Below are 24,962 nucleotides of genomic sequence, written 5' to 3'. Positions count from 1 at the left end.
TGGGGATCGGGCTCGGTGGGGATGGGGGCGGTCTCAGCGCAGGTGCACGAGCAGCCGGCGGGGGCTGCGCAGCACCGCGCCCTCGGGTGGCGGGGAGTCCTCGGCCAGCCGCAGGTCCGGCCAGCGGTCCAGCAGGACCCGGACGCACGTCGCGACCTCGGTCCGGGCCAGCTGCCAGCCGAGGCAGCGGTGCACGCCGGTGCCGAAGGCGAGATGGCCCGGGCTGCCGGTGCGGGCGAGGTCGAAGCGGTCCGGGTCGGGGAAGCGGCGTTCGTCCCGGTTGGCCGAGCCCAGGTGCACCAGCACCGTGGCGCCCGCCGGGACGACGGTGTCCCCGATCCGGGTCGCGCGCTCGGCCCGTCGGGAGGTCACCTGGACCGGCGCCTCCCAGCGCAGCGCCTCGTCGACAGCCGCCAGGGCCAGTGCCGGGTCGGCGCGGACCGCCGCCGCCGACCCGGGGTGGGCGAGGACGGCGTACAGGCAGGTCAGGACCGCCGGGTGCGCGGTCTCGGTGCCGGCCCAGGCCAGCAGCAACAGGGACGCGACCACCTCGGCCCCGGCCAGCCGCTCCCCGTCGACCTCCACCTGTGCCAGCGCGGTGACCACGTCGTCCCCGGGGCCGGTGGCGTGCAGCCGCCCGGCGAAGGACCGGCGCAGCGCCCGGGCCGCCCGCAGCGCGCCCCGCGGATCGGACAGGAAGCCGGCCGCGGCCGACGCCAGCCCGGCGACCGCCGCCCACTCCTCCTCCGGCAGCCCCAGCAACCGGACGAGCACCCGCGCCGGCACCTGGGCGGCCAGCAGCGGTGCCAGGTCGACCGGGCCGTCCGCGGCCGGCGCCAGCGCCGTGACCCGCTCGGTGACGACCGACTCGACCAGTTCCGCCACCGCTGGGTCGTCCGGGTGCAGGTGCGTGGCGAGCACCCGGCGCAACGCCCGCCGGGCCCGCGGCGCCACGGTGAGCATCGACCGGCCGAGGACGGCGCCGTACCTCTCCTCGACCACCCCGAGGGAGAACCCGGCGTCGTCGGCCAGCACCGCAGCGGCGTCGTCGTACCGGTAGACCGTCCACACCGTCCCGTCCTCGCCGAAGGCGGCCATCGGCTCGACGGGGGTCCGGGCGCGCTTGCCCGCCAGGGCGGCCGCACGGGCGGCCGTCGGGCCGGCCGGCACGCCGGGCAGCTGGAGCGGGAACCAGTCCACCGGGCCCGGCGCCGTCGCGCCGGTGGTCATCGCGGCCCCGCCGGTGGTCGTCGCGGCCTCGCCGGTGGTCATCGCGGTCCGCCGGCGAGCCGGGCCAGTGGCCGCGCCGGGTCGGCCAGGCCGCCGGTGAGCACGGCCTCCAGCCGGTCCAGGGCGGACTCGAGGTCGACCCGGTCCCAGAGCCCGGGGTCGAAGAGGACCGCCACGCTGTGCTCGTCGCCGCGCCGCTCCACGGTGACGTCCAGGTCGACCGGCACCGCCCACGGGTGCGCCTCCACCGCGCCGGTGGCCGGGAAGGTCGGCAGGACGTGTCCCCGCCGGCCGCCGAGGTCGAGGTCGGCCGGCGAGAAGTACTGCACCAGCGTGGCCGGCCGGCGACCGCGGAGCAGGGCGACCGCCAGGCGGGGCGCGGTCTGCAGCAGCCGGACGAACGGCACGTCACGGTGCCCCATCGCAGCCAGCACCGTGGTCCGCGCGGCGGCGACCGCGACACCGAACGGCTGGGTGCGGTCCAGCCGCAGCCGCAGCGGCAGCGGTTCGGACAGGAAGCCGACCACCCGGCGTTCCGACCCCGACCGGCCGCCGTCGACGGTGAAGACGATCGCGTCCAGGTGGTCCGGTTCGCCCCGCCCGTCGTCCAGCAACGCGCCGATCGCGGCGAGCAGCACCATGTACGGCGAGGCCCGGTGGACGGCGGTGAGCTGCAGCAGCGCGGCCGACGCCGGGCCGCCGAGCGGCCGGGCCAGCAGCCCGGTCGCACCGCCGGTCCGGCCCGCCCCGCTGCCCGGCAGGGCACCCCGACGGGCCCCGGCCAGCTCCGTCCGCCACCAGGCCGAGAGCTCCTCGTGCCCGGCCGGGTCCGCCGCCCGCCGGGCCGCGGCCAGGGCGGCGTAGCCCGGTGGCGCCGGGGATGCCGGGCGGCCGTCGCGGAGGCACGCGTACAGCTCGGCGGCCTCCTGCTGCAGCGCGTCGAGGGCCGCGACGTCGCCGGCCCAGTGGTGCAGGGCGAGGACCAGGGTCCCGCCGCGGTCGCGGGGCAGCCAGGCCGCCCGCAGCAGCGGACCGGCCACCAGGTCGTAGGGGGCGGTGGCGGCGGCGAGGACGCCGCGGCGGACCTCGTCGTCCCCGGCGCCCGGGGGCAGCGGCGCGATCTCGACCGGCACCGCCGACGGGGGGCACACCACCAGGTGCACCCCGTCGTCCTCCGGGACCGGCACGGTGCGGACGGCGTCGTGCCGCGCCACCACCGCGGTGAGCGCCCGCCCGAGCAGTTCCAGGTCCGGCGGCTCGGGGAAGGAGAAGGCCCGGTGCACCGCGCAGCGCGGGTCCAGCACGGTGCCCGGGCGCATCCGCTCGGCCAGCCACAGCACCTCCTGCGGCCAGGACAGCGGTGGTCCCCCAGCCGTGGGTCCACTCGCCGGCCCCGTCGCGGTCAGCACCCGGCGCCCGCCAGGCCGGTCCCGGGCAGCCCCGCGCGGGGCAGCATCCGGGTGGTCAGCGTGGCCCGGCCGACGACCCGCCCGGCGTCGTCCCGCACGACGCACTCGGTCCGCGCCGACCGCCGGCCGACCTCGACCACCTCGGCCTCGGCCCGGACCCGCTCACCGGTCGGCTGGGCCCGGAAGTCGATCTCGGCCCGGACGGTGACCAGGCCGTAGCGGGAGACGTCGACCGCGCCGCTGGTGGCGACGGCGACGTTGCCGGCCACGTCGACGAGCGTGGCGAGCGCACCGCCGTGGAGCGGACCGGCCTGGGTGCGGCAGCGGTCGGTGAGCGGCAGCTCGACCACCACCGGCCGCAGCCCGGTCAGCTCCAGCCCGAGGTGGTCGTGCAACGGCAGCCGCAGACCGGCCTGCAGCACCGCCAGCGGCACGTCGGCCAGCGAGCCCTCGGCCAGCCGGGCCGCCACCGCCGGGTCCCCGGCCGGCGACGGCTCCGGCCGCCCACCGGTGACGGTCATCGGGGCAGCTCCTGGCGGGCGAGCTTGCCGTTGCTGCCGCGGGGCAGTGCGTCCAGCTGCACCACCCGGGTGGGGATCTTGTGGCTGCTGAGCCGGCCGCCGAGCGCCTGCACCAGGTCGGCCCGGCTCACCGGACGGTCGGCGACGACGTAGGCACAGATCTCCGTGCGCCCCGACGGGAGCGGCTGCCCGACGACGGCGCAGTCCCGCAGCTCCAGCCCCGCCCGGCACGCCGCCTCCACCTCGCGCGGGTCGACCTTCGCACCGCCGACGTTGAGCTGGTCGTCCAGGCGACCGCGCAGGAACAGCTGCCCGTCGGAGCGCACCTCCGCGAGGTCGCCGGTGTGGTACCAGCCGTCCCGGAACCGGTCGGCGGTCAGCTCCGGGTCCCCGGCGTAGCCCAGGGCCAGCGCCGGGGACCGGACCAGCAGCTCCCCCGTGCCCGTCGGCTGCGCCGCCCCGCCCGCGGGCAGCACCCGGAGCTCCACGCCCGGCAGCGCCCGGCCCACCGAGCCGGGGACCCCGTCGACGTTCGTGCTGACGTGCCCGGTCTCGCTGGTGCCGTATGCGTCGGCGAGCGGGACGCCGGTGCGTTCCCGCCACGCGTCGGCCAGCGCCGGTACCAGCGGCTCGCCGCCGACCATCGCCAGCCGGAGGGAGGGCAGGGACGCCCCGGCGGCCAGCAGGAAGCGGTAGGGCAGCCCGACGCCCATCAGCAGGGTGATCGCGTGCTGCTCGGCCCAGGTCCGCAGCCCCTCCGGCGTCAGCGGCTGCGGCGGGAGCAGCACGGTGGCCCCGCCGAGCAGGCCGGTCAGCAGGCCGGCCCCGAGCCCGTAGCCGAAGTGCAGCGGTGCGGTCACCAGGTACCGGTCCCCGGGGTGCACCCCCAGGTCCCGGGCCTGGCTCAGCCGGAGGCGCACGGTGCCGTCGTTCGGGGTGAGCACGACCTTCGCCCGTCCGGTGGACCCCGAGGTCGTGACGGCGTGGACCGCCATCGGGAGCCGGCGGCCCTCGGCGAGCTCACCGGTCAGGGCCGTCCAGGCCTGCTGCTCCTCGGCCGCGGTGGCGGCGGGGTCCAGCAGCAGCACCGGCTCCGGCCCGGCCAGTGCGGCGAGGGCGGTCCGGGCACCCGCGGCCGTCGTCGGCAGCCGGACCACCCGCGGGCCCGGCCGGTCCCCCGCGGCGTCACGGGCCTCGGCCACCACAGCGAGCACGTCGGCGTAGGACAGGGTGCCGTCCGGGCCGGTGACGGCCGCGCGCGCCGGGTCGTCGCCGGCCGCCTCGGTCAGCAGCGCCAGCAGGTCCGCCTCCGCGGCGGGCTCGCCCCGCCCCGGATCACCACCCGTCGCGGGGAACACCAGTGTCTGCAGGCCGGCCAGCGTCGGCTCGGCGTAGAAGTCCTCCACGGGCACCGTCACGCCGAACTCGGCCACCACCCGCTCCAGCAGCACCTCGACGAGCAGTGACGACCCGCCGAGCACGAAGAACCCGTCCTCGGCGCCGACGCCGACGACACCCAGCACGTCCTCGTAGAGCCAGCGGAGCGCGGCGTCCCGGTCGTCACCGGGGGTGCGGACGGCCCCGTCCCGGGACGAGCTCAAGATGCGCCCCCCACCCGGGATTGAGACGATCGTCACATCCGTAGGCCCACCGTACCCAGCCCCGGTAGCGGTCGCACTCGGAGAGCGAGCCGGTCCGGCGTCCGATCCAGGGTTCCCGGCCGACGAGGCCACGGCCGACGCGACAGGCATCCCAGGAGGAGACGTGAGCGAGAGGTCCGACAGGAACTACCGGGCGATCCGGGACATGGGTCTGGCGGCCTGGTGGGGCAGTTCGCTCGCCGGGCTGGGCTCCCTGCTCCGGGGGGTCGGCGGGGCGATCGACGACCCGGCCGAGCGGGCCCGGGTGCTCGACGCCGGCTGGAAGGCGTCCCGCGGCCTGACCGCCGGCGCGGTGACCGCCTACGTGTGGGGCACCAGCATGGTCCGCTACGACGGCGCCCCGTTCGACAACGGCGTGCCGAAGTGGATCAACGACGGCCCCGAGAACGCGATGCGGGCCACCCTGACCGGGGTGGCGCTCGGCGCGGCCGTGGCCGCCATGAAGGCCCGCAACAAGGGCAACGAGATCTACGCGAAGCGCGCCTCGACCGTGACCGCGGTCGGCACCCCCGCCGGCACCGCGACCGGCACGGTGGTGACGCTCGCCCCCGAGGAGAAGGAACGGGCCGAACGCCTCGAGCGGATCGGGCACGCCTGGCACGTCGTCGTGCCCGCGGCGGTCGGGGCGCTGATGTTCTCCCACCTCAAGCAGGACATGCGGGAGACGTCGCACAAGTCCCGCTTCCGCCGCTGACCTGCCGGTGAGCGCACCGGGGGGCGTCGGGGACCACGACCGGCCCCCGACGCCGTCCGGACCGGCCACGGCCGGTGCGGTGCCCCGGGCCCCCGGGGAGCCACGCCGGGTGGCACCGACCCCGGGCGTGGTCGACTACGTCCTCGCGCACAGCACCCCGGCCCACCCGGTGCAGGAGCGGCTGGTCGCGCGGACCCGCCAGCAGTACCCGCGGCACGCGACCATGCAGATCGCCCCCGAGCAGGGCCCGCTGCTCACCCTCCTGACCCACCTGGTGGGCGCCCGGCAGGCGGTGGAGGTCGGCACGTTCACCGGGTACTCGTCGATCTCGATCGCCCGCGCCCTGCCACCGGGAGGGCGGCTGCTGTGCTGCGACATCAGCGCGGCGGCGACCACCACGGCCGCCCACGCCTGGGCCGAGGCGGGGCTCACCGACCGGATCGAGCTGCGGCTCGGCCCGGCTGCGGACACCCTCCGCGCGCTCCCCCGGGAGGAGCGCTTCGAGCTCGCCTTCGTCGACGCGGACAAGGCCGGCTACGCCACCTACCACGACGAGCTGCTCCCCCGCCTCCGGCCGGGTGGGCTGCTGGTGTTCGACAACACGCTGCTGGGCGGTCGGGTGCTGGACCCGGCCGCGTCCGGGGACGCCGCGGCGCTCCGGGCCTTCAACAGCCGGCTCATGGCCGACGACCGGGTGGAGGTGGTCGTGCTGCCGATGGCCGACGGCCTCACCCTGGCCCGCAAGCGGTGACCGCCGGGCGACGCCCGACCGGGACGACACGACCAGAGACGGAGCCGACCGCATGACTCAGCAGGAGACGGTGTTCTACCGCGAGACCGACGCCGACCCCGCGGCGCTCGCCGGCGCCGCCGTGACGGTGCTCGGGTACGGCAACCTGGGCCGGTCGGTCGCGCTGAACCTGCGCGACCAGGGGCTGGCGGTCACCGTCGGCAACATCGACGACGAGAACCGCCTGCGCGCGGTGGCCGAGGGTTTCGAGGTCCGCGACCTCGGCGAGGCCGTGGTGGGCGCGGACGTCGTGTACCTGCTGCTGCCCGACGAGGCGATCCCCCAGGTCTTCCGCGAGCAGGTCGCGCCGCGGCTCACCCCCGGGTCGGCGATCTGCTTCGCGTCGGGCTACGTGCTCGCCTTCGGGCTGGTGCAGCCACCGGCGGGGGTCGACGTCCTGCTGCTGGCGCCCCGGATGCTCGGCGAGGAGGTCCGGACGACGTTCGTCGAGGGCAGCGGCTTCCTCAGCTACGTCAACGTCGAGCAGGACGCCACCGGCCGGGCCCAGGAGCGGCTGCTCGCGCTGGCCTCGGCGATCGGCTCGCTGCGGCGGGGCGCGATCCGGCTGAGCGCCGAGCAGGAGGCCACCCTCGACCTGTTCATCGAGCAGAGCGTCGGCTCCTACCTGGGCACCACCTTCCAGCTGGCGTTCCGGCTGGGCCTGGAGGCCGGGCTCCCCGCCGAGGCCCTGGTCAGCGAGCTCTACCTGTCCGGGGAGATGTCCCGGGTGATCAGCACGATGGCCAGCGCGGGGTTCTTCGAGTCGGTCCGCTCGCACGGTCTGGTGGCCATGTACGGCGGCTTCCTGGGCACGATGGGCCAGGACGCCGAGGGCATGGAGCGGCACTTCCGTGAGGTCCTGGCGCAGATCCGGTCCGGCGGGTTCGCGCAGAAGCTCCAGGAGGAGGAGGCCCAGGGCTACCCGATCGTCGAGCTGATCAACGCGGTCACCGACAGCGACAACCCGCTCACGGCCGCTGAGGAGCGGGTCCGGAAGGAGCTCGGGGAGCCCGACGTGGCCGGCCGTACAGCAGCCGAGCCACTCTGATCCACGTCCCGGCGCCACCGATCCGGGGGAACCACTGCAGTTCCCGCGGCGGCCGCAGCCGGCTGTCGGTGAGGGTCTGGGTGTAGCAGTACGCCCGCAGTCCCTCCACCCCACCCTGCCGGCCGGTCCCGGACGCTCCCCGGCCGCCGAACGGCAGCCCGGGCGCGGCGTAGTTGACCAGGCAGTCGTTGACCGCCACGGCGCCGACCCGCAGCCGCCCGGCCAGCGACCGCCCGCGGGCCCGGTCGGCCGTCCAGACCGAGGCCTGCAGCCCGTACGCCGAGTCGTTGGCCAGCCGGACCGCCGTCTCCTCGTCCGGCACCGACAGCACGGGCAGGACCGGGCCGAAGGTCTCCTGCTGCACCAGGTCGGAGCCCTGCCGGACGGCGGAGAGCAGCGTCGGCTCCAGGTGGTCCCGGGACCCGACGCGGACCCGCCGGCCACCGCGGTGCACCCGCGCACCCGCGGCCACCGCCTCCCGGACCTGCCGCTGGACGGTCGCCAGCGTGGCCGGCAGGACCATCGGCCCGATGTCGCGGCGGCCCCCGCCCCCCACCGTGAGGTCGTCGAAGGCCCGCTCCAGCTCGGCGAGGAACCGGTCGTGCACGGCGGCGACGACGTACAGCCGCTCGATCGACACGCAGGACTGCCCGGCGTTGAAGCACGCACCCCAGGCCGCCGCCCGGGCCGCCCGCCGCAGATCGGCGTCCGCCAGCACGATCATGGCGTCGGTGCCCCCCAGCTCGGCCACGACAGGCGTCAGCCGGTCCGCGGCGAGCGCGGCGACCCGGCGGCCGGTCGCCGCCGACCCGGTCACCGAGACGACGTCGACGTCCGCGGTGACCAGCAGCTCGCCCACCTCTGCCCCGCCCGGCACGACCCGCAGCACGTCCGGGGGGAAGCCGGCCTCGGTCACCAGGCGCTCGAGGAGCCGGGCCGCGTCCGGGGTGTGCTCGGAGGGCTTGAGGACGACGGTGCACCCGGCGGCCAGCGCGGTCGTCGCGGGCAGCAGCGCCAGCAGGAAGGGGTAGTTCCACGGCGCCAGCACGGCGGCGACCCCGCGCGGCCGGGCGTGCACCTCCGTCCGCTTGTGCACCAGCGGCCAGACGGTGGTCCGCCGGCCGGCGAGCGCACCGGCGGCGTGCCGGGCCAGCCAGTCCAGGTGCGCCGCAGCGTGCAGCACCTCCGCCACCGCGATGTCGGCCGGGTGCCGGCCGGTCTCCGCGCGCACGGTGGCCACGATCTCCTCGGCCCGGTCCAGGACGACCTGGCGCAGTGCCCGCAGCCGCGCCTGGCGGTCGGCCGCCGGCGTGGTCGACCACCCCGGGAAGGCGCGCCGGGCGGCCGCGACCGCGTCCTCGACCGGGCCGGCGTCGGCGACGTCCATGTCTCCTCCTCGGGTCCGCAGCGGACCGTGGACGGCCTCGGCCACAGGCTGGCCGGTGACCTCCGTCACTGGCACGATGCCCGCATGCGCGGGCTGATGCAGGACGTCCCCCTGACCATCGACACGATCTTCCGGCACGCCGAGCAGCACCACGGCGACGTCCCGATCGTCACCAACAACCCCAGCGGCAAGGTGCGCACCACCTACGCCGAGTGGGCCGTCCGCACCCGGCGGCTGGGCGGGGTGCTGGACGATCTCGGCATCAGCGCCGACGGCCGGGTGGGCACGTTCGCCTGGAACTCCGCACGCCACCTGGAGCTCTACTTCGCCGCCCCCTGCACCGGGCGGGTGCTGCACACCCTCAACGTGCGCCTCTTCCCCGAGCAGCTGACCTACATCGCCAACCACGCCGAGGACGAGGTCGTCTTCGTCGACCGCACCGTGCTGCCCCTGCTGTGGCCGCTGATCGACACGATGACGACCGTCCGCCACGTGGTGGTGATGGACGACGGCGGTGACAACGAGATCCCCGACGACCCGCGGGTGCTCGACTACGAGGCGCTGCTGGCCGACGCCGACCCGGTCGAGTTCTCCACCACGGACGAGAACGCGGCCGCCTCCATGTGCTACACCAGCGGCACGACGGGCAACCCGAAGGGCGTCGTCTACTCCCACCGCTCCACGGTGCTGCACACCATGGCCGTGGTCTCCCCCAACGGCTTCGGCATCGGGGTCGAGGACGTCGCGATGCCCGTCGTCCCGATGTTCCACGCCAACGCCTGGGGCATCGCACAGGCCGCCCCGGCCTCCGGCGCGGCGATGGTCTTCCCCGGGGCGATGATGCAGCCGCAGGCGCTGGCCGACCTGATCGTCGACGAGGGGGTCACCTTCACCGCCGGCGTGCCCACGATCTGGCAGGGCATGCTGCCGCACCTCGCCGGGCGCCCGCACCGGCTGCGCAAGATCGGCTGCGGCGGTTCCGCCGTCCCGAAGGGGCTGTCGGAGGCCTACCGCGAGCAGGTGGGCCTGCCGATCTACCAGGCGTGGGGCATGACCGAGACCCACCCGGTCGCCTCCGGCGGCACGCTGTCGACCCGCTGGGCGGACGCCGACGAGGCCACCAAGGCCGACCGGCGAGCCCGCGCCGGCCTGCCGCTGTTCGGCGTGCAGGCCCGGATCGTCGACGCGGACACCCTCGAGGAGCAGCCCTGGGACGACAAGGCCACCGGTGAGCTCCAGGTCCGCGGCCCGTGGTGCGCGAAGGAGTACTACGAGCCCGACGCCGGCGTGGAGCTGACCACGCCCGACGGCTGGATGAAGACCGGGGACGTCGCCGCGCTGGACGAGTTCGGCAACATCCGGATCGCCGACCGCACCAAGGACCTGATCAAGTCCGGTGGCGAGTGGATCTCCTCGGTCGACCTGGAGAACGCCATCATGAGCCACCCGGCGGTGAAGGAGGCCGCCGTCGTCGGCATCCCGCACCCGAAGTGGGACGAGCGGCCGCTGGCGTGCGTCGTCCTCAACGAGGGTCAGACGGCGACGGAGGGGGAGATCCTGGAGCACCTGAAGCCCCTGGTCGCCAAGTGGTGGATGCCCGAGGCGGTGGAGTTCATCGACGAGGTGCCCAAGACCAGCGTCGGCAAGTTCTCCAAGAAGGACCTGCGCGCCCGCTTCGCGGACTACCCCGTGCGCGACTGAGCCAGGACTCGGGGTCCGCTCAGACCACGTAGGGCGGGCGGCCGGTCTCGCTCACCATCGGCCGGCCGGCCGCGTCCCACTCGCCCATCCCGCCGCCGACGTTCACCGCGTCGTAGCCGTTCTGGTTGAGCCAGGCGGTCACCCGCGCCGAGCGCCCCCCGCTGCGGCAGGTGACGTACAGCGGGTCACCCTCGGGCACCTCGCCGAGCCGGGCGGGGACGTCGCCCATCGGGATGTGCGTCGCGCCCTGGACGTGTCCGGCGGACCACTCGTCGTCCTCGCGCACGTCCAGCACGACGGCGTCGTCGGGCACCTCGGCGGCGGGCACGGTCGGGACCTGCTGCGGCATCATCACGCGATCCATCGTGGCACGCGGTGGAGCGCACCACCGGCGGTGCGGTCCCTCGGCCGGCCGGGCACTGCGAAGATGGACCCGATGTCCGCTCCCCCGCCGGCCCCCGTCCGGGAACCCGCCTGGTCGCTGTCCCGCGCCGCGATCGGGCTCTGGGTGACGCAGGCGGTCCTCGGCACGGTCGTGTACGCGGCGATCGTGACGGCCGCGATCGTCTTCGTGCCCGCCGACGCCGGCTGGGCCGTCCCCCTGCTGCGCTGGCTGGGCCCGGCCTTCGTGCTGGTCTACGCCGTGGTCGCGATCGCTATCCGCCCGCGGCTGCGCTACCGGGTGCACCGCTGGGAGGTCACCGCCGAGGCGGTATACACGCTCACCGGCTGGCTGACCCGCACCTGGACCCTGGTGCCGATCTCGCGGATCCAGACCGTCGACGTCAACCGCGGGGTGTTCCAGCAGCTGTTCGGCCTGGCGACCGTCGCGGTGCTGACGGCGTCCTCCCAGGGCACCGTCCGGGTGCCGCACCTGGAGGTGGACGTGGCCCGGCGGGTGGCCGAGGACCTCGCGCGGCGGGCGGAGCTCGTGCGCGACGAGGCCACGTGACCGGGGCACCCGAGGCGCTGGGGCGGCGGACGTCGCCGTGGGTGCTGCTGCTGCACACCGTGACCTTCCGCCAGGCGCGGGCCCTGGTGCCGGCGGTGCTGGCCCTCGGGGTCACCCGCGGCCTCGGCGACGGCCTGGGCACGGTGGTCGCGCTGGTCGTCGGGATCACCGTGCTCTCGCTGCTGGGCGCGTCGATCAGCTGGTGGCGGTTCAGCTACACCGACGGGGACTCCGCCGTCGTCGTCACCCGCGGGCTGCTCTCCCGGTCGGCGCGCACCGTGCCCAACGACCGGATCCGCGGGGTGGAGGTCGAGGCGCCGGTGCTGCACCGGCTGCTCGGGCTCGTCCGGGTGCGGATCGACGCGGCGGCCGGCTCGGTGACCGGCGAGGAGGAGCTGGTCATCGACGGCGTCACCCGCGCCGAGGGCGACCGGCTGCGCCACCGGCTGCTCACCCACGCCTCTGCGCAGGACTCGTTCGAGGGCGGCCGGCACGCCGCCGCCGAGCCGGAGGAGGAGCTGCTCCGCTTCGACTACCGCTGGCTGGTCTACGCCCCGCTGGTGGGCAGCTACCTGGCGGTGCCGCTGGCCGCCGGTGGTGCGCTGCTCCGGGCGGCCGAGGAGCTGCCCGACCAGTTCGTCCCGGAGTTCTGGTCCCCGGACGTCTCCGACACCCGGATCGTGGTCCGGCTGGTCGTCAGCGGGCTGCTGCTGCTGATCCTCGGCTCGATCATCGGCAGCGCCCTGGTGAACTGGCGGTTCCGGCTGCTCCGGCGCGGTGGGGCGCTCGTCGCCGTCCGTGGCCTGGTCACCCGCCGGCACACCGAGCTGGACATCGACCGGATCCGTGGCTGCACCATCAGCGAGGGACTGGGCATGCGGCTGGTCGGCGCGGCCCGGGTCAGCGCCCTGGTCACCGGGCTCGGGGACGCCGCGCGGCGGGGGCAGGTGCTCCCGCTGGGACCGGTGGAGCTCGCCCGGGCGCTCTCCGTCGAGTTGGTCGACCACCCCGGTCCGTTGCACCGGCACCCCCCGGCCGCCCGTCGGCGGAGCATCGCCCGGGGCACCGTGCCCGGGTTCTTGGTGGCGGCCGCGGGCGGGGTGCTGATGGCGATGACGGGCTGGTGGCCGCTGCTGGCCGCCGGGGGTGCCCTCGTGCTGCTCGGCATCCCGCTCGGCCTGGCCCGCTACGGCGCGCTGGGGCACGTGGCGGGCCCCCGTTCGTTCGCGATCCGCTCGGGGTGGCTGGTGCGCAGCCACACCGTGCTCCAGGACCGCGCCGTGGTGGGGTGGGAGGTGCGGCAGTCCCTGGCCCAACGCCGGGCCGGGCTGGTGACCGTGCTGGCGTGCGTCGGCGCCGGCAGCGGCGGCTACACCGCGCGGGACATGGCCGCCGACGAGGCCGCCGAGTTCGCGCAGGCTGCGTCCGGGAGCTGGGCGGGCACCCTCACGCCGTACGGCTGACCCTCCCCGGCGGACGGCCGGGGGGCCAGGATGGCGCCGTGCCGATCGACGGAAGCGACCTCGAGGCCCTCCTGCCGCCCTTGGACGAGGCGCCGGGGCCCGAGCTCACCGGTGCCGGCAGCGCCGACGGCCTGCGGTTCACCGGCCTGGAGCTCACCGGGGACGCAGCCGGCGCCTCCTTCCTGGAGTGCGCGCTGGCCGGGTGCGACCTCGCCGGCGTGCCCTTCGACCGGGCCCGGTTCGCCACGTGCCTGCTGACCGACCTGCGGGCAGCCGGCTGGTCGCTCGTCGACGCGACGCTGCTGGACGTCGTGGTCGCCGGCGGACGGTTCGGCGCGGTCACCGCACACGGCGCCCAGCTCACCCGGGTGGCCCTGCAGGAGGTCAAGGTGGACTTCCTCGACCTGCGGGGCGCCACCCTGGTCGACGTCACCCTCACCGGGTGCACCGTGGGGGAACTGGACCTCACCGGCGCCGACCTGCGCGACCTGCGGCTCTTCGACTGCACCGTGGAGTCGCTCGTGCTCAGCAGCGCCCGCAGCCGAGCGGTCGACCTGCGCGGCGCCGAGGTGACCCGGCTCGACGGCGTGGCCGACCTGCGCGGCTGCACGATCAGCACTGCCCAGCTGGCCGGCTGGTCCGCCGGGATGGCGGCCGAGCTGGGCATCCGGGTCGGCTGACCGCGGCCCCGGCTCAACCGGCGAGCAGCCCGTTGAGCAGCCCGGACGCCGCCGCTGGAGCGTCCCCGGCGAGCAGTCCGGCCGCGGCCAGCACGTACCGCCCGTCCACGACCACCCGCGCGCCGGCCAGCACCCCTCCGGCCCCGCCGCGGTCGGCCGCCACCCGCTGCACCACCGCGGCGGTCGCCGCCGGCGGCGCGTGCCGGAAGACCCCGCCGGAGAGCACCACCAGCCCCACCCCGCGCGCACTCGCGCCGCCGGGGCCGTAGGCCGCCTCCGCCCGCAGGTGCCGGCGCAGGGCCACCACCGCCGCGGCCTCGCCGAGGGCCAGCGGGTCGTCCCCGGGCACGGGCAGCCTCTCGTCCCCGGCCGCCTGCCGCAGTGCGTCGGCGCTGGCGTGCACGCCGAGATCGCCCTCCACGGTGCGCCGCCGGGCCGGCACCCCGACCGCCGCCCGGTGCAGCGATGCCTGCTCGGCGTCGGCGGCCGGCACGCAGTACACGTCGGTCGTCGCCCCGCCGACGTCGAGCACCAGCACACCCGGGGCCTCGGCGCCGGCCCGCAGCTCGGCCAGCACCGCCACGCCGTCGAGCACCGCGTCCGGCGTGACCGCCCGCACCCACCGGCGCAGCCGCGGGTCCGCCGACAGCCGGGCCCCGCCGATCACGTGGGTCAGGAAGACGTCGCGGATCGCCGCGCGGGCCGACTCCGGGGCCAGCCGCCCGATGTCGGGGAGCACGTTGTCGGCCGGGGTGACCGGGGTCCCGGCTGCCGCCAGGACGGCGCAGACCTCCGCCCGGACCGCGACGTTCCCGGCCACCACGACCGGGACGGACCACGGAAGGACCCCACTGCCCCCCAGCCCTCGCGGGCTCGCGCCGGGACCCTGCAGCGGGGCCGCGAGGGTGGCGGCGTTGTGCCGCAGCACGGTGGCGTCGCCGCCGTCCGTGCCGCCGACCAGCAGGACGACGTCCGGAGCGGCGGCCGCCAGCTGCCCGAGCGCCGCGGCGTCCAGCCGGCCCGCGGCCACGTGCACCACGCGGGCCCCGGCGGAGAGGGCGGCCCGGTGCCCGGCCTCCGCGCTGATCAGCTCCTCGTAGCCGACGACCGCCAGCCGCAGTCCCCCGCCGGCGCTGGAGCAGGCGCGCACCGCCGCATCCCACCCCTCCGTCGCGGCCAGGACGCCGGCCACCACGTCTTCCGGGGTGGTCGGCGCCTGGCGCGTCTCGACCAGCCGCCCGGTGGCCTCCTCGACCAGCGCCGCCTTGGTCCAGGTGGAGCCGATGTCGACGCAGGCGAGCAGGGTCACGCCGGCCGCAGCCCGGCGGTCGCCGCCCCGGCGGTGAGCTCGTCGAGCCCGAAGGCCTGCACCGGGCCGAGGGCGCCGGCGCCCTGGACCCCGCCGTCCGCGGCCCGGACCGCGCCCCAGGCCAGCAGCTCCGCCGTCATCTCGTAGGGGTCGCCGCCACGGAGCCGTACCCGGGCGATGCGCTCGCCGGACCGGTCGCGCACCTCGGCGACGACGTGGCTGCGGGCCTCCCCCTCGGTCGTCGGCGCGTCGGCGAACCGGCGCCCGACCAGGTCGGCGAGCTGTTCCGCCCGGGCCGTGGCGCCCGGCACCCGGCCCAGCCACGGGGCCAGCGGCGCGAGCCGGTGGGCGACCGGCGTCGCCGACCCGAACCAGGCCAGGTACACACCGATCTCGCGCAGGGACGGCGACAGGCCGGGCAGCGTCAGGTGCTCCGAGCCGCCCACCGACAGCCCCCGGCGGGTGCGGCCGGCCACGTCGAACCGCCAGTCCCGCACCCCGGCCGGCTCCTCGACCAGCCGGCCGTCGCGCCAGGCGTGCCCCGGCTCCAGCAGCACCCCGATCAGCGAGACCAGCGTGCCCCGGGAGAAGCCCTGTCCCCCGCCGCCGTCCAGGCCGTAGCCCACGTCCAGCCGGTGCGCCCGGTCGCCGGCCTCGGCCAGGGCCAGCGCGCCGGCCAGCACCCCGGGCACGTAGTCGTGGCCGAAGGCGGTCAGCAGCACCGCACCCGAGGCCTGCGCCCGCAGGCCGAACTCCTCGAACACCCGGCGCAGGAAGGGCGGTTCACCGGTCGAGTCCAGGTAGACCGCCCCGGCGTCGGTGGCCGCGGCGACGGCGGCCTCCCCCAGCCGCTGGAACGGCCCGACCGTCGTGACCAGCACGTCCCCGGCACCCAGCAGTGCGCGCACCGACCCCGGGTCGGTGACGTCGGCGGCTGCGGTCTCCAGCGGACCGGCCACGCCGCCGAGCCGGTCGGCGAGGGCGGCGAGCCGGGCCGGGTCACGCCCGGCGAGCACCGGCCGCGCGCCCCGGGCGGCCAGGGCGGCCGCCGTACGGCCACCGGTGTGACCGGTGGCCCCGAGCAGGACGATCCGTGCAGGCATGGGCGGACCCTAGCCACGACCCGCCGCGGCAAACCGGAACTGCAGGGTCCGCGGGTGTCCGGCGCTCGATCGGGTAGGCGGGGCGAGATGCCCGCCCCGCCCCGGCGCTCAGCGCACCGGCCCCGTCCCGGTCGAGTCGAGTCCGACCCGACCGGCGAGGGCGGCCGCCTCCACCCGGGTGGAGACCCGCAGCTGGCGCAGCAGGTTGGCCACCAGCCGCTTCACGGTGCGCTCGGAGACGTGCAGCGTCGTGGCGATGTCGACGGTGCTGGTGCCCGCGGCCACCAGCCGCCAGAGCCGGCGGTCGTCGGCGGTCAGCTGGGCGGCGATGCCCTGGTCCGCGGTGGGCGCGGCGTCGTCCAGCAGCTGACGCAGGAGCGACTCGGGGATCACCGACCAGCCGTCGAGGACGGCGAGCAGTGGACGGACCAGCGCCTCGGGGCTGGCGGTCTTCGGCAGGAACCCACTGGCCCCGGCCCGCAGCGCCTCCAGGGCCGCATCGGCCTCGGCCAGCCCGGAGAGCGCCACGATCCGGGTCATCGGCCGCGCCCGGCGGATCGCCGCGATCGCCCGGGTGCCCCCGGGGGGCGGCATGTGCAGGTCCACGACGGCCACGTCGGCGTTGTGCCGGAGCACCAGCGCCGCGCCGGCCGAGGCGTCGTCCGTCGTCCCCACGACCCGCACCCGGCCTCCGCTCTCCGGCGGCAGCAGCAGTTCCAGGCCTCGGCTGAACAACGGGTGGTCGTCGACCACCACCACGTCCACGGGGGGACGGTGCTCAGCAGCGGCACCGACGTCCAGTCCCTCCACGTCACTCCCACAGATCGGCTGCGCCCGGCGTGGCTGACCGACCGCTCTCCCGGAGGTGCCCGTGACCCTCGCTGCCGACACACACCCTGCGACGCTGCCCGGACTGTTCACCGATCTGCTGCGCGTGGTGCGCAGCCACCTGCCCCACCCGGCCGCTGAGCCGGTGAGCACCGGGGACGCGCTGGTGCGGGCGCTGTGCCACGACATGCGCAGCCCGCTGGCCGCCCTGGAGGCGGCGCTGGAACGGCTGGAGGACGACGAACGCCGGCCGGAGCTGCTCGACCTGGCCCGCAGCCAGGCGCAGCACCTCTCCTCCATGCTCCGCACGGCGAACGCCACCGGCGGCGCGCCCGAACGGCGCGGGGTCCGGCAGCTGGTCGACGTGGTGCGCGCCTCGGTGGGCGCCTCGGGGCTGCCCGACCACCAGCTGGACGTGGAGCTGGACGCGGACGCCGCCGAGGTCACCGTGGCCGACGCCCGGGTCCAGCGGATCCTGACCAACCTGCTGGAGAACGCCCACCGGCACGGCCGCGGCCAGCCCGTCCGCCTGCGGGTCGACCAGCGGGACGGGTGGGTGGACCTCGCCGTGACCCAGCAGGGCGTGCCGGCCGACCAGGTGCTGGGGCACCTGAACCGGACGACCCCGCCTGTCGACCTCAGCGGCCTGGGCCTGTGGTCGGTGCAGCGGCAGACCCGGGAGCTCGGCGGGCGGCTCGCGTGGTCCCGCGGTGCCGACGGCGCGTTCACCCTGGTGGTGCGCCTGCCGGACCGATGAAGGACCCCTCCGGCGGGGGTGCCGACAGGTCGGCCCCTGCGGGCCAGCGGACGGCACGGGGGTGACACCGGGAGGGGGCATCTGTCTGTTGTCACCGCGAGGGCGGCGACAGCGACCGACGCAGAGGGAGAACGCCCGTGTTCACGCACACCCACGCCCTGCAGTACGAGGCCAAGCCCGACGGCCCCGACGCGAACTACGCCCGCCGGCTCCAGGAGGTGCTCGGTGGCCAGTGGGGCGAGATGACCGTCGCCACCCAGTACCTGCTGCAGGGCTGGAACTGCCGCCTGCCCGGCAAGTACAAGGACATGCTGCTGGCCATCGGCACCGAGGAGCTGGCGCACGTCGAGATCCTGGTGACGCTGATCGACCGGCTGCTGGACCACCAGCCGCTCAAGCCCGACTCGGCCGACCACTCGAAGGAGAGCGCTGCCGCCTACGGCCAGTCCAACCCGCAGCACGCCATCGTCAACGGCGGCGGTGCCTACTACCGCGACAGCATGGGCCTCCCGTGGAGCGGCGGGTACGTGACCGCCAGCGGCAACCTGATGGCCGACTTCCACTACAACGCCACCGCCGAGATGATGGGCCGGCTGCAGGTGAGCCGGCTCTACAACATGACCGACGACAAGGGCGTCAAGGACACCCTCCGCTTCCTCATCGCGCGGGACCACTACCACCAGATGCAGTGGCTGGCCGCGGCCGAGGAGCTCAAGGCGGACGGGCTGGACAACATCCCGGTGCCGGCGGCCTTCCCGCTGGACGAGGAGCCGCCGGAGTTCGCCTACGCGTTCCTCGACGCCTCCGACGGCCCCGACGCCGCCAACGGCCGCTGGGCCAACGGGCCGGCGCTGGACGGCACCGACAACCAGCTGACCGCCCGGCCGATCGCGGCGAACGCCGACGCCCCGATCCTGCCCCCGGGCGACCCGCGCCTCTACGGCACCCCGCCGGTGCCGATGCAGGGCATTCTCCAGAAGGCCAAGGACGCCCTCAAGTGACGCGTCGCCTCCTGTGATCTGCCACAGGGGGCACGCCCGCTGCGCCGTCGCCGTGCCGGCGCCCCGGCTCCGCTCCCCCGCGGACCCGGGACGCCGGCCCGGCGGGCGCCCGAGCACTCGCTGGAGGTACGTCGTGCACCTGCCCGTCCCCACCCCCCACCTCGCTCTCCCCCACCTGCCGGTCCTGCACCTGCCCGGCCGGCTCCCCGTCGCCACGGTGCTGCTGTCGGTGGTCTACGCCGCGGCGATCGCCGTCGCCCTCACCGCCCCCGGGCAGCACGTGCTCGCCGGTCTCGTGGTGCTGGCCGGGCTGGTCAGCCGCTCCGTCGTCCGCCGGCGCCGTTCCGCCGCCGGTGCGGTCAGCGCCGCGACGGTCGCCGTCGACGCCGTCCTGCCGGAGCCCGCTGCCCTGCCCGCCGCAGCGCGGGAGGAGCCGGCCACCGCCCCGGCCGCCGCCTGAGGCACCCGGGGACGACGCGAGGCGCGCCCCCACCGGGGACGCGCCTCGCGCCTTGCGGACCTGCTCAGCTCAGGCCCTCAGTGAGCAACGGCCTTCTCGGCGCCGATGCCGGTGAGCGACCGGACCTCGAGCTCGGCGTACTTGTCGACGTCCGGCTTCTCCTTGGAGACCTTCGTGCCCAGCCAGCCGAGGAAGAACGACAGCGGGATGGAGACCAGGCCCGGGTTCCGCAGCGGGAACCACGCGATGTCGAAGTTGGAGAACATCGCCGTCTCCGACCCCGACACGACCGGCGAGAAGATGATCAGGCCGATGCAGACGATCAGCCCGCCGTAGATCGACCACAGCGCGCCCTGGGTGGTGAAGTTCTTCCAGAAGAGCGTGTAGAGGATCGTCGGCAGGTTGGCCGAGGCCGCCACCGCGAAGGCCAGGGCCACCAGGAAGGCGATGTTGATCCCGGCCTGCAGCGCCAGGATGCCCAGGCCGATGGAGACCGCACCGATGACGACGGCGGTGATCCGGGCGACCCGGACCTCCGCGTTCGGGTCGACGTCGCCCTTCTTGAGCACCGAGGCGTAGACGTCGTGGGCGAAGGACGCCGACGCGGTGATCGTCAGGCCGGCGACGACCGCGAGGATCGTGGCGAAGGCGACGCCGGCGATGATGCCCAGCAGCACCGTGCCACCGAGTTCGAACGCCAGCAGCGGAGCCGCCGCGTTGACCCCGCCGGGTGCGGCGAGGATCGTCTCGGAGCCCACCAGGGCACCGGCGCCGTAGCCGATGACCAGGCTGAACAGGTAGAAGCCGCCGATCAGCCAGATGGCCCAGACGACGGACTTCCGCGCGTCCTTGGCGGTCGGCACGGTGTAGAAGCGCATCAGCACGTGCGGCAGGCCGGCGGTGCCGAGCACCAGGGCCAGCGCGAGGCTGATGAAGTCCAGCCGGGTGGCGTTCGAGACCCCGTACTGGGCGCCGGGCTCCAGGACCTGCTGGCCCTCCGACGCGACCGCGCCGCCGAGCAGCGAGGACAGGTTGAAGCCGTACTCGGCGAGCACCCAGATCGTCATGACCAGGGCGCCGGCGATGAGCAGCGTCGCCTTGATCATCTGCACGTAGGTGGTGCCGCGCATGCCGCCGACCAGCACGTAGAAGATCATCAGCGCACCGACGACGACCACGACGATCGCCTCGGCCGCGGCGCCGCTGACGCCCAGCAGCAGGGCGACCAGACCGCCGGCCCCGGCCATCTGGGCGAGCAGGTAGAAGAGCGAGACGAACAGCGTGGAGATGGCCGCGGCGGTGCGCACCGGCCCCTGCCGCATCCGGAAGGCCAGCACGTCGGCCATGGTGAACCGGGCCGTGTTGCGCATCAGCTCCGCGACCAGCAGCAGCGCCACCAGCCAGGCGACGAGGAAGCCGATCGAGTACAGGAAGCCGTCGTAGCCGTAGATGGCGATCGCCCCGGCGATGCCCAGGAACGAGGCCGCCGACAGGTAGTCACCGGCGATGGCCAGGCCGTTCTGGGTGCCGGTGATGTTGCGCCCGGCGGCGTAGTAGTCGGCTGCGCTCTTGTTGTTCCGGCTGGCCCGGAAGGTGATGATCAGCGTCACCACCACGAAGGCGCCGAAGATCGAGATGTTGATCACCGGCTCGCCGATGGTCGCGCTCTCGGCGGCGAACACGTCAGCCACGGGGGGTCTCCTCGTTCCGGGGGGCGGCGAACTCGTGGGCCTCGAGGCGGGTGCGCATCTCGTCGGAGATGGGGTCGGTGTTCTTGCTCGCGTGCCGCACGTAGAGCTGGGTGATCAGGAACGTGCTCACGAACTGCCCCAGACCGAGCAGGATCCCGAGGTTGACGTTGCCGAACACCTCCGTGGACATGAAGTCACCGGCGTACGTGGAGAGCAGGACGAACAGCGCGTACCAGACCAGGAAGGCGACCGTCATCGGGACGGCGAAGCTGCGGAACCGGCGACGCAGCTCGGTGAACTCCGGGGAGTTCTGCGCCAGGCGGTACTCCTCCGGGGTCAGCAGCTTGCGTTCGTTCGGTGGCGTCACATGGCACCTCACTGTGTGTTGCCTGTCGGGTGATCGCGGTCACCCTAGGGTGTGGGCGCTCACAATGGGAGCCAGGGTGTCCCGATAGTTATCGAAACGGTCTCGGCGGACGCCTGAAGTCCACGCAGGGGCAACGCCGGGGAAACGGCCGGCTGGTGCCATGGGTGCATGGCCTCCTCCAGGACCACGAACTCCAGGACCCCGGACTCCCGGACCGGTTCGCCCTGGCCCGGTGGGCGGGCGACGGCCGCCACCGGCTGGTTCCCCGTCGCCCGCTCCAGCGAGGTGGGGACGACGCCGCTCCAGGTGGGCGCGGGCGGGCAGGCCTACGTCGTCCTCCGCACCCGGCCCGGGGCCGAGGTGACCGCGCTGTCGGCGCGCTGCCCGCACCGGCTGGTGCCGCTGACCACCGCCACCGTCGTCGACGGGCGGGTGCGGTGCAGCTACCACGGCTGGCAGTTCAACGCGGAGGGCCGCTGCGTGGAGATCCCGTCGCTGGGGCCGGTGGGCACCCCACCGCCGCGGGCCGACCTCTCCGCCCCCTGGGCGGTCGAGGAACGGGACGGCTGGGTGTGGCTGGCCCCCGACCCCACGCCGATGGCACGGCCACCGCGGACGACCGGGGCGCCGCCCTCGCCGGAGCCGGTGCCCGACCTGCCACCGCCGGACGGACCGGTCCTGGACAACCTGCACCCCGCGCTCGAGCACGCCTGGCACCCGGTCGCCCTGGCCACCGAGCTCCGCGAGGGCGGCTACCTGCAGACCCGGCTGCTCGGCCGCACGTGGACGGTGCACCGCCGGGCCGGTGGCGCACTGGACGCCGATCCCCCCGCGTGGGCCGTCGTCGAGCGCCTCGGCGTCGTCTGGATCGCCCCGGCCGAGCCGCGCGACCAGCTGCTCGCCGTCCCGGAGACCGCCGACCCGCAGGTGGCGTCCGGCTGGCTGGCCCCGGTGCGCAGCCCCGCATCGGCCGGTGCGCTCGCCGACGCCTTCCTCGACACGTCCCGTCGCCCGGTGCGCCCGGCGTCGGAGGTGTCGGAGCCGGCCGTCCCGGTGCTGACGTACGAGCGTGGCGGCTTCTCCGGCGTGCAGGAGGAACGTTCCGGCCGTCGGCGGGTGATCGCCGTCCACCGGGCCCCGTTCCAGCTGGTGCGGCGGGAGGAGGACCTGCGGACGGGGCGGCTCACCACGGTCGTCCGGCTGCTGCAGCCCGAGGACGCCGACTCGACCCGGGTGCACACCTGCGTGCTCGTGCAGCAGACCCGCGGCACGGCGTCCCCCGACGCCTTCGCCGCGGCCCTCGCCGAGGCCCAGGCGGCCGCAGCCGCGGTGCTCGACGAGGACCTGGTGCTGCTGGCCCGTGTGGGCAGCACCGGGCTGCCGCTGCTGCCCCGGGACGAGCTGCACGTGCGGGCCGACCTCCTGGGGGTGGCGCTCCGCCGGGTGCTGGCCGACTTCACCGCCGACTGCTCCGCCGCCGACCAGGCCGACCTGCTGCAGCGCCGCGCCTCCGCCTGACCTCCGCGCGCCGGTCGCGCAGGATGGGGCGATGGGCGCAGCGGGGCAGTTCGAGCGGGGCACCGACGGCTCTCGGGTGATCCTCGTCGGGGTGGACGGCTCCCCGACGTCCCTGCGCGCCGCGGCCTACGCCGCAGGGCTGGCCCGCCGCCAGTGCTCCCGGCTGGTCGCGGTCTTCGTCGAGGAGCCGCCGCCGTCGATGGCCGGCTGGGTGCCCGAGGCCCGGGCGATCGCCCGGGACGCCGCCGCGCAGGTGGGCGAGGAGCTGCGCCGTGAGCTGCAGCCGGCGGCCGAGCAGCTGGGCATCGAGGTGGAGCTGCGCACCGCGCACGGCGACCCGGTGACCGAGCTCTCCCGGATCGCCGACGAGCTGCCGGCCGACGCGGTGCTGGTGGGGGCGTCCGAGCAGGCGGGCCACCGGGTGATCGGGTCGGTGGCGGTCCGGCTGGTGCGGGTCGGCCGTTGGCCGGTGACCGTCGTCCCGTGACCGTCGTCCGCTGAGCCGCTACGGTTCGCCGGCGTGACGACGATCTCTGCGGAGCTGACCGACCTGCCCGAGCTCCGCGTGGTCGGGGTGCAGCTGGAGGCCCCGTTCGATGAGCTGCGACACCGGGTCCCGATGGCCTGGAAGGCGCTGCTGAGCCGGGCCACCGAGCTGCCGGACCCCGCGGCGACGGGGTACGTGGAGGCCAGCGAGCACCTCGGGGGCGGTCGCTACCGGGAGACGGTCGGGGTGCTCACCGGCGCGGACACGGCGGTGCCGGCCGGGATGCGCGCCGTGGTCCTGCCCGCGGGCCGCTGGGCCCGGGTGGTCCACGACGGGCCGCTGGTCCAGGTCGCGGAGGGCTTCGGCCGGCTGCACGACTGGTGCGCCGACCAGGGCCTGCCCTCCGGCGACCTCAAGCTGGACACCGGGTACGACGCCGACGGCGGCGGCCCGCACGTCCTGCACGTCGACGTCCCGGGCCCGGTCTGACGCTCAGGCCGGCGCCGGCTCCTCGTCCGCGGCGAAGGCGTTCGCCACCAGCTCCCGATGGGCGGCGAGCAGCCACCACAGCGCCCCGGCGAGCACCAGTTGGACGGCGCCGGACACGGCGAAGACGGTGGGCACGCTGGTGGCGTCGGCCAGCAGCCCACCGGCCAGGGCACCCAGCGGGATGCCGCCCCAGACCAGCGTCCGGTAGCCGCCCTGCACCCGGCCGAACAGCGCCTCCGGGATGAGCGCCTGCCGCAGCGACATGGTGAGCACGTTCCAGAACAGCACGCCCGCCGTCCCGGCCGCGAACAGCACCCCGGCCACGACACCGTTCTCGGTGAAGGCCATGCCCCCCAGGGTGAGCGCCGCCAGCACGCACCCGGCGACCAGCGTCGCGGTGCGACCGATCCGGCGGGCCAGTGGCGCGGCGGTCAGCCCGCCGACCACCGCGCCCGCCGCGGAGGCGGTCAGCAGCAGGCCGAACCCGGCCTCGCCGATCTCCAGCGTGTCCAGGGCGTAGAGCACGAAGACGCCGGTGGTCATCGCCGAGGTGAGGGCCGTGCTGGCCGAGACCAGCGTGAGGCCGCGGAGGAAGCGGTGCCGCCACAACCAGCCCACGCCCTCGGCGACGTCCCGGCGGATGGTCGTGCGCGGGCCCGCCGCGCGGGCCGGCCGGTGGCTGCCGGCGATGCCGACCACCAGGACGGCGGCGAGCAGGAACCCGCCGGCGGTCGTGAGCAGCGGCGCGGCGGCGGCGAGGACGAAGAGCACCGAGCCCAGTGGCGCGCCGATGAAGCCCTGGCTGGCCTCCTCGGCGGTGGTGAGCAGCCCGTTGCCGCGGTCCAGCTGGTCGCGGCGGACCACCTGCGGCAGCATCGCCCGGGCCGCGCTGTCGTACACGGTCTCGGCGACCCCCACCGCGAAGGCCACGGCGTAGAGGACGACGAGCGACACCGTCCCGGTGAGCACGGTGGCGGCCAGCGCGGTCAGGGCGACGGCCCGGACGACGTTGGCGACGGCCATCGCGCGCTTGCGGTCGGTCCGGTCGACGAACGCGCCGGCCGGCAGCGCGAACAGCAGCCAGGGCAGGAAGGCCAGCGCCGTCAGACCGGCGACCGCGACCGGGTCGCGGGTCAGGGTGGCGGCCAGCAACGGCAACGCGACGCGGTTCACCCCGTCGGCGAGGTTGGAGGCCGCGCTGGACGACCAGAGCCGCCAGAACGCCGGACCGAGGGACGAGGACACGACCGGCACCCTTCCAGTGCCGTCCGACACCCGAGCACCGACCCGAGGCGAGGTCGACTGCGCAGTTGCGGTCGGCGAGCCCGGCGTGTCCACCCGTGTCGGCGACCGCAACTGCGCACTCGGTCCGGACGGCGGCTCATCCCGGGGGCGGACACGCGGTTCACCCCGCGG

General features: G+C 75.7%; 25 protein-coding genes. 13 read left to right on the top strand and 12 right to left on the bottom strand.

The genetic code is table 11. The features are described 5' to 3' along the window. Positions 1–33 precede the first annotated feature (33 nt). From O2W20_RS11045 to O2W20_RS11030, 4 genes are read right to left on the bottom strand one after another with little or no spacing between them, the layout of a single operon-like run. The gene (locus O2W20_RS11045; RefSeq protein ID WP_269172575.1) at positions 34–1,272 is read right to left on the bottom strand and encodes a cytochrome P450; all 1,239 of its coding nucleotides are present in this window, start codon (positions 1,270–1,272) and stop codon (positions 34–36) included. Further along, a complete protein-coding gene (locus O2W20_RS11040; protein WP_269172576.1) occupies positions 1,269–2,639 on the bottom strand; it encodes a condensation domain-containing protein in 1,371 nt (456 codons plus the stop codon). The genes O2W20_RS11045 and O2W20_RS11040 overlap by 4 nt, the downstream gene beginning before the upstream one ends. Next, positions 2,633–3,160 carry a PaaI family thioesterase gene (locus O2W20_RS11035; RefSeq protein ID WP_269172577.1) on the bottom strand — a complete coding sequence of 176 codons (528 nt, stop codon included), beginning with the start codon at positions 3,158–3,160 and terminating at the stop codon, positions 2,633–2,635. Before O2W20_RS11035 ends, O2W20_RS11040 begins: the two co-directional genes overlap by 7 nt. Continuing rightward, positions 3,157–4,761 (bottom strand): class I adenylate-forming enzyme family protein, encoded by a 1,605-nt coding sequence (locus tag O2W20_RS11030; RefSeq protein ID WP_269172578.1) that lies wholly within the window; start codon positions 4,759–4,761, stop codon positions 3,157–3,159. Before O2W20_RS11030 ends, O2W20_RS11035 begins: the two co-directional genes overlap by 4 nt. Before the next feature lie 163 nt (positions 4,762–4,924). Here O2W20_RS11030 and O2W20_RS11025 point away from each other — a divergent pair, with 163 nt between their 5' ends. From O2W20_RS11025 to O2W20_RS11015, 3 genes are all read left to right on the top strand, one after another. Beyond that, complete coding sequence (locus O2W20_RS11025; RefSeq protein WP_269172579.1) at positions 4,925–5,515, top strand: hypothetical protein; 591 nt, start codon at positions 4,925–4,927, stop codon at positions 5,513–5,515. A 109-nt stretch (positions 5,516–5,624) separates the two neighbouring features. Continuing rightward, positions 5,625–6,266 carry an O-methyltransferase gene (locus tag O2W20_RS11020; RefSeq protein WP_269172580.1) on the top strand — a complete coding sequence of 214 codons (642 nt, stop codon included), beginning with the start codon at positions 5,625–5,627 and terminating at the stop codon, positions 6,264–6,266. Between the two features lie 52 nt (positions 6,267–6,318). Continuing rightward, on the top strand, positions 6,319–7,353 hold the full coding sequence (locus O2W20_RS11015; protein WP_269172581.1) for an NAD(P)-binding domain-containing protein: 1,035 nt from the start codon (positions 6,319–6,321) through the stop codon (positions 7,351–7,353). Here the strand turns inward: O2W20_RS11015 and O2W20_RS11010 are convergent. Then, positions 7,274–8,740 carry an aldehyde dehydrogenase family protein gene (locus O2W20_RS11010; protein WP_269172582.1) on the bottom strand — a complete coding sequence of 489 codons (1,467 nt, stop codon included), beginning with the start codon at positions 8,738–8,740 and terminating at the stop codon, positions 7,274–7,276. The two genes, O2W20_RS11015 and O2W20_RS11010, sit on opposite strands and share 80 nt — an antisense overlap. Positions 8,741–8,824: 84 nt before the next feature. Between O2W20_RS11010 and O2W20_RS11005 the strand changes: the two genes are divergently transcribed. Continuing rightward, positions 8,825–10,441, top strand: coding sequence for a long-chain fatty acid--CoA ligase (locus tag O2W20_RS11005; RefSeq protein WP_269172583.1), 1,617 nt, complete (start codon positions 8,825–8,827; stop codon positions 10,439–10,441). A 19-nt stretch (positions 10,442–10,460) separates the two neighbouring features. On the opposite strand, the gene O2W20_RS11000 is transcribed toward O2W20_RS11005, so the two are convergent. Then, on the bottom strand, positions 10,461–10,793 hold the full coding sequence (locus tag O2W20_RS11000; protein WP_166756047.1) for a rhodanese-like domain-containing protein: 333 nt from the start codon (positions 10,791–10,793) through the stop codon (positions 10,461–10,463). An 84-nt stretch (positions 10,794–10,877) separates the two neighbouring features. Here O2W20_RS11000 and O2W20_RS10995 point away from each other — a divergent pair, with 84 nt between their 5' ends. Genes O2W20_RS10995 through O2W20_RS10985 form a run of 3 tightly spaced genes read left to right on the top strand, consistent with a single transcriptional unit; the run spans position 10,878 to position 13,536 of the window. After that, the gene (locus tag O2W20_RS10995) at positions 10,878–11,393 is read left to right on the top strand and encodes a PH domain-containing protein (RefSeq protein WP_269172584.1); all 516 of its coding nucleotides are present in this window, start codon (positions 10,878–10,880) and stop codon (positions 11,391–11,393) included. After that, positions 11,390–12,856 carry a PH domain-containing protein gene (locus O2W20_RS10990; protein ID WP_269172585.1) on the top strand — a complete coding sequence of 489 codons (1,467 nt, stop codon included), beginning with the start codon at positions 11,390–11,392 and terminating at the stop codon, positions 12,854–12,856. The genes O2W20_RS10995 and O2W20_RS10990 overlap by 4 nt, the downstream gene beginning before the upstream one ends. Positions 12,857–12,894: 38 nt before the next feature. Further along, on the top strand, positions 12,895–13,536 hold the full coding sequence (locus O2W20_RS10985; protein WP_269172586.1) for a pentapeptide repeat-containing protein: 642 nt from the start codon (positions 12,895–12,897) through the stop codon (positions 13,534–13,536). A gap of 13 nt (positions 13,537–13,549) precedes the next feature. On the opposite strand, the gene O2W20_RS10980 is transcribed toward O2W20_RS10985, so the two are convergent. The 3 genes from O2W20_RS10980 to O2W20_RS10970 all read right to left on the bottom strand — a co-directional run bounded on the left by O2W20_RS10980 (position 13,550) and on the right by O2W20_RS10970 (position 16,713). Next, complete coding sequence (locus O2W20_RS10980) at positions 13,550–14,845, bottom strand: glutamate mutase L (RefSeq protein WP_269172587.1); 1,296 nt, start codon at positions 14,843–14,845, stop codon at positions 13,550–13,552. Beyond that, complete coding sequence (locus tag O2W20_RS10975) at positions 14,842–15,948, bottom strand: hypothetical protein (protein WP_269172588.1); 1,107 nt, start codon at positions 15,946–15,948, stop codon at positions 14,842–14,844. The genes O2W20_RS10980 and O2W20_RS10975 overlap by 4 nt, the downstream gene beginning before the upstream one ends. A 108-nt stretch (positions 15,949–16,056) precedes the next feature. Beyond that, positions 16,057–16,713, bottom strand: a complete 657-nt coding sequence (locus tag O2W20_RS10970) for a response regulator (protein WP_269172589.1) — start codon at positions 16,711–16,713, stop codon at positions 16,057–16,059. A gap of 106 nt (positions 16,714–16,819) precedes the next feature. Here O2W20_RS10970 and O2W20_RS10965 point away from each other — a divergent pair, with 106 nt between their 5' ends. From O2W20_RS10965 to O2W20_RS10955, 3 genes are all read left to right on the top strand, one after another. Continuing rightward, entirely contained in the window at positions 16,820–17,533 is a 714-nt protein-coding gene (locus tag O2W20_RS10965; protein ID WP_269172590.1) for a sensor histidine kinase, read from the top strand. Positions 17,534–17,670: 137 nt separating this feature from the next. After that, complete coding sequence (locus tag O2W20_RS10960; protein ID WP_269172591.1) at positions 17,671–18,534, top strand: manganese catalase family protein; 864 nt, start codon at positions 17,671–17,673, stop codon at positions 18,532–18,534. 133 nt (positions 18,535–18,667) lie between these two features. After that, positions 18,668–18,994, top strand: a complete 327-nt coding sequence (locus O2W20_RS10955; RefSeq protein WP_269172592.1) for a hypothetical protein — start codon at positions 18,668–18,670, stop codon at positions 18,992–18,994. Positions 18,995–19,071: 77 nt separating this feature from the next. Here O2W20_RS10955 and O2W20_RS10950 read toward each other — a convergent pair whose 3' ends face one another. Both O2W20_RS10950 and O2W20_RS10945 read right to left on the bottom strand, forming a co-directional pair. Further along, entirely contained in the window at positions 19,072–20,685 is a 1,614-nt protein-coding gene (locus tag O2W20_RS10950) for a solute symporter family protein (protein WP_269172593.1), read from the bottom strand. Then, positions 20,678–21,052 (bottom strand): DUF485 domain-containing protein, encoded by a 375-nt coding sequence (locus tag O2W20_RS10945; protein WP_269172594.1) that lies wholly within the window; start codon positions 21,050–21,052, stop codon positions 20,678–20,680. The genes O2W20_RS10950 and O2W20_RS10945 overlap by 8 nt, the downstream gene beginning before the upstream one ends. 168 nt (positions 21,053–21,220) lie before the next feature. On the opposite strand from O2W20_RS10945, the gene O2W20_RS10940 reads away from it, so the two are divergent. From O2W20_RS10940 to O2W20_RS10930, 3 genes are read left to right on the top strand one after another with little or no spacing between them, the layout of a single operon-like run. Further along, a complete protein-coding gene (locus O2W20_RS10940; protein WP_269172595.1) occupies positions 21,221–22,570 on the top strand; it encodes a Rieske (2Fe-2S) protein in 1,350 nt (449 codons plus the stop codon). Between the two features lie 31 nt (positions 22,571–22,601). Continuing rightward, positions 22,602–23,057 carry a universal stress protein gene (locus tag O2W20_RS10935; protein WP_269172596.1) on the top strand — a complete coding sequence of 152 codons (456 nt, stop codon included), beginning with the start codon at positions 22,602–22,604 and terminating at the stop codon, positions 23,055–23,057. 33 nt (positions 23,058–23,090) lie between these two features. Beyond that, the gene (locus O2W20_RS10930; protein WP_269172597.1) at positions 23,091–23,546 is read left to right on the top strand and encodes a GyrI-like domain-containing protein; all 456 of its coding nucleotides are present in this window, start codon (positions 23,091–23,093) and stop codon (positions 23,544–23,546) included. A 3-nt stretch (positions 23,547–23,549) separates the two neighbouring features. Here the strand turns inward: O2W20_RS10930 and O2W20_RS10925 are convergent, their stop codons facing one another. Then, on the bottom strand, positions 23,550–24,791 hold the full coding sequence (locus tag O2W20_RS10925) for an MFS transporter (protein WP_269172598.1): 1,242 nt from the start codon (positions 24,789–24,791) through the stop codon (positions 23,550–23,552). Positions 24,792–24,962 lie beyond the last annotated feature (171 nt).

Origin of the sequence: Modestobacter sp. VKM Ac-2982 (genome assembly GCF_026967935.1) — a bacterium.
Lineage (GTDB): Bacteria > Actinomycetota > Actinomycetes > Mycobacteriales > Geodermatophilaceae > Modestobacter.
This window is presented reverse-complemented; position numbering and strand designations above follow the sequence as displayed.

Excerpts from the sequence above, each read along its gene's own strand:
- O2W20_RS11045 (WP_269172575.1), bottom strand. The coding sequence starts at position 1,272 with ATGACCACCGGCGAGGCCGCGACGACCACCGGCGGGGCCGCGATGACC.
- O2W20_RS11035 (WP_269172577.1), bottom strand. The coding sequence starts at position 3,160 with ATGACCGTCACCGGTGGGCGGCCGGAGCCGTCGCCGGCCGGGGACCCG.
- O2W20_RS11015 (WP_269172581.1), top strand. The coding sequence starts at position 6,319 with ATGACTCAGCAGGAGACGGTGTTCTACCGCGAGACCGACGCCGACCCC.
- O2W20_RS11010 (WP_269172582.1), bottom strand. The coding sequence starts at position 8,740 with ATGGACGTCGCCGACGCCGGCCCGGTCGAGGACGCGGTCGCGGCCGCC.
- O2W20_RS11005 (WP_269172583.1), top strand. The coding sequence starts at position 8,825 with ATGCGCGGGCTGATGCAGGACGTCCCCCTGACCATCGACACGATCTTC.
- O2W20_RS11000 (WP_166756047.1), bottom strand. The coding sequence starts at position 10,793 with ATGATGCCGCAGCAGGTCCCGACCGTGCCCGCCGCCGAGGTGCCCGAC.
- O2W20_RS10995 (WP_269172584.1), top strand. The coding sequence starts at position 10,878 with ATGTCCGCTCCCCCGCCGGCCCCCGTCCGGGAACCCGCCTGGTCGCTG.
- O2W20_RS10975 (WP_269172588.1), bottom strand. The coding sequence starts at position 15,948 with ATGCCTGCACGGATCGTCCTGCTCGGGGCCACCGGTCACACCGGTGGC.
- O2W20_RS10940 (WP_269172595.1), top strand. The coding sequence starts at position 21,221 with ATGGCCTCCTCCAGGACCACGAACTCCAGGACCCCGGACTCCCGGACC.
- O2W20_RS10935 (WP_269172596.1), top strand. The coding sequence starts at position 22,602 with ATGGGCGCAGCGGGGCAGTTCGAGCGGGGCACCGACGGCTCTCGGGTG.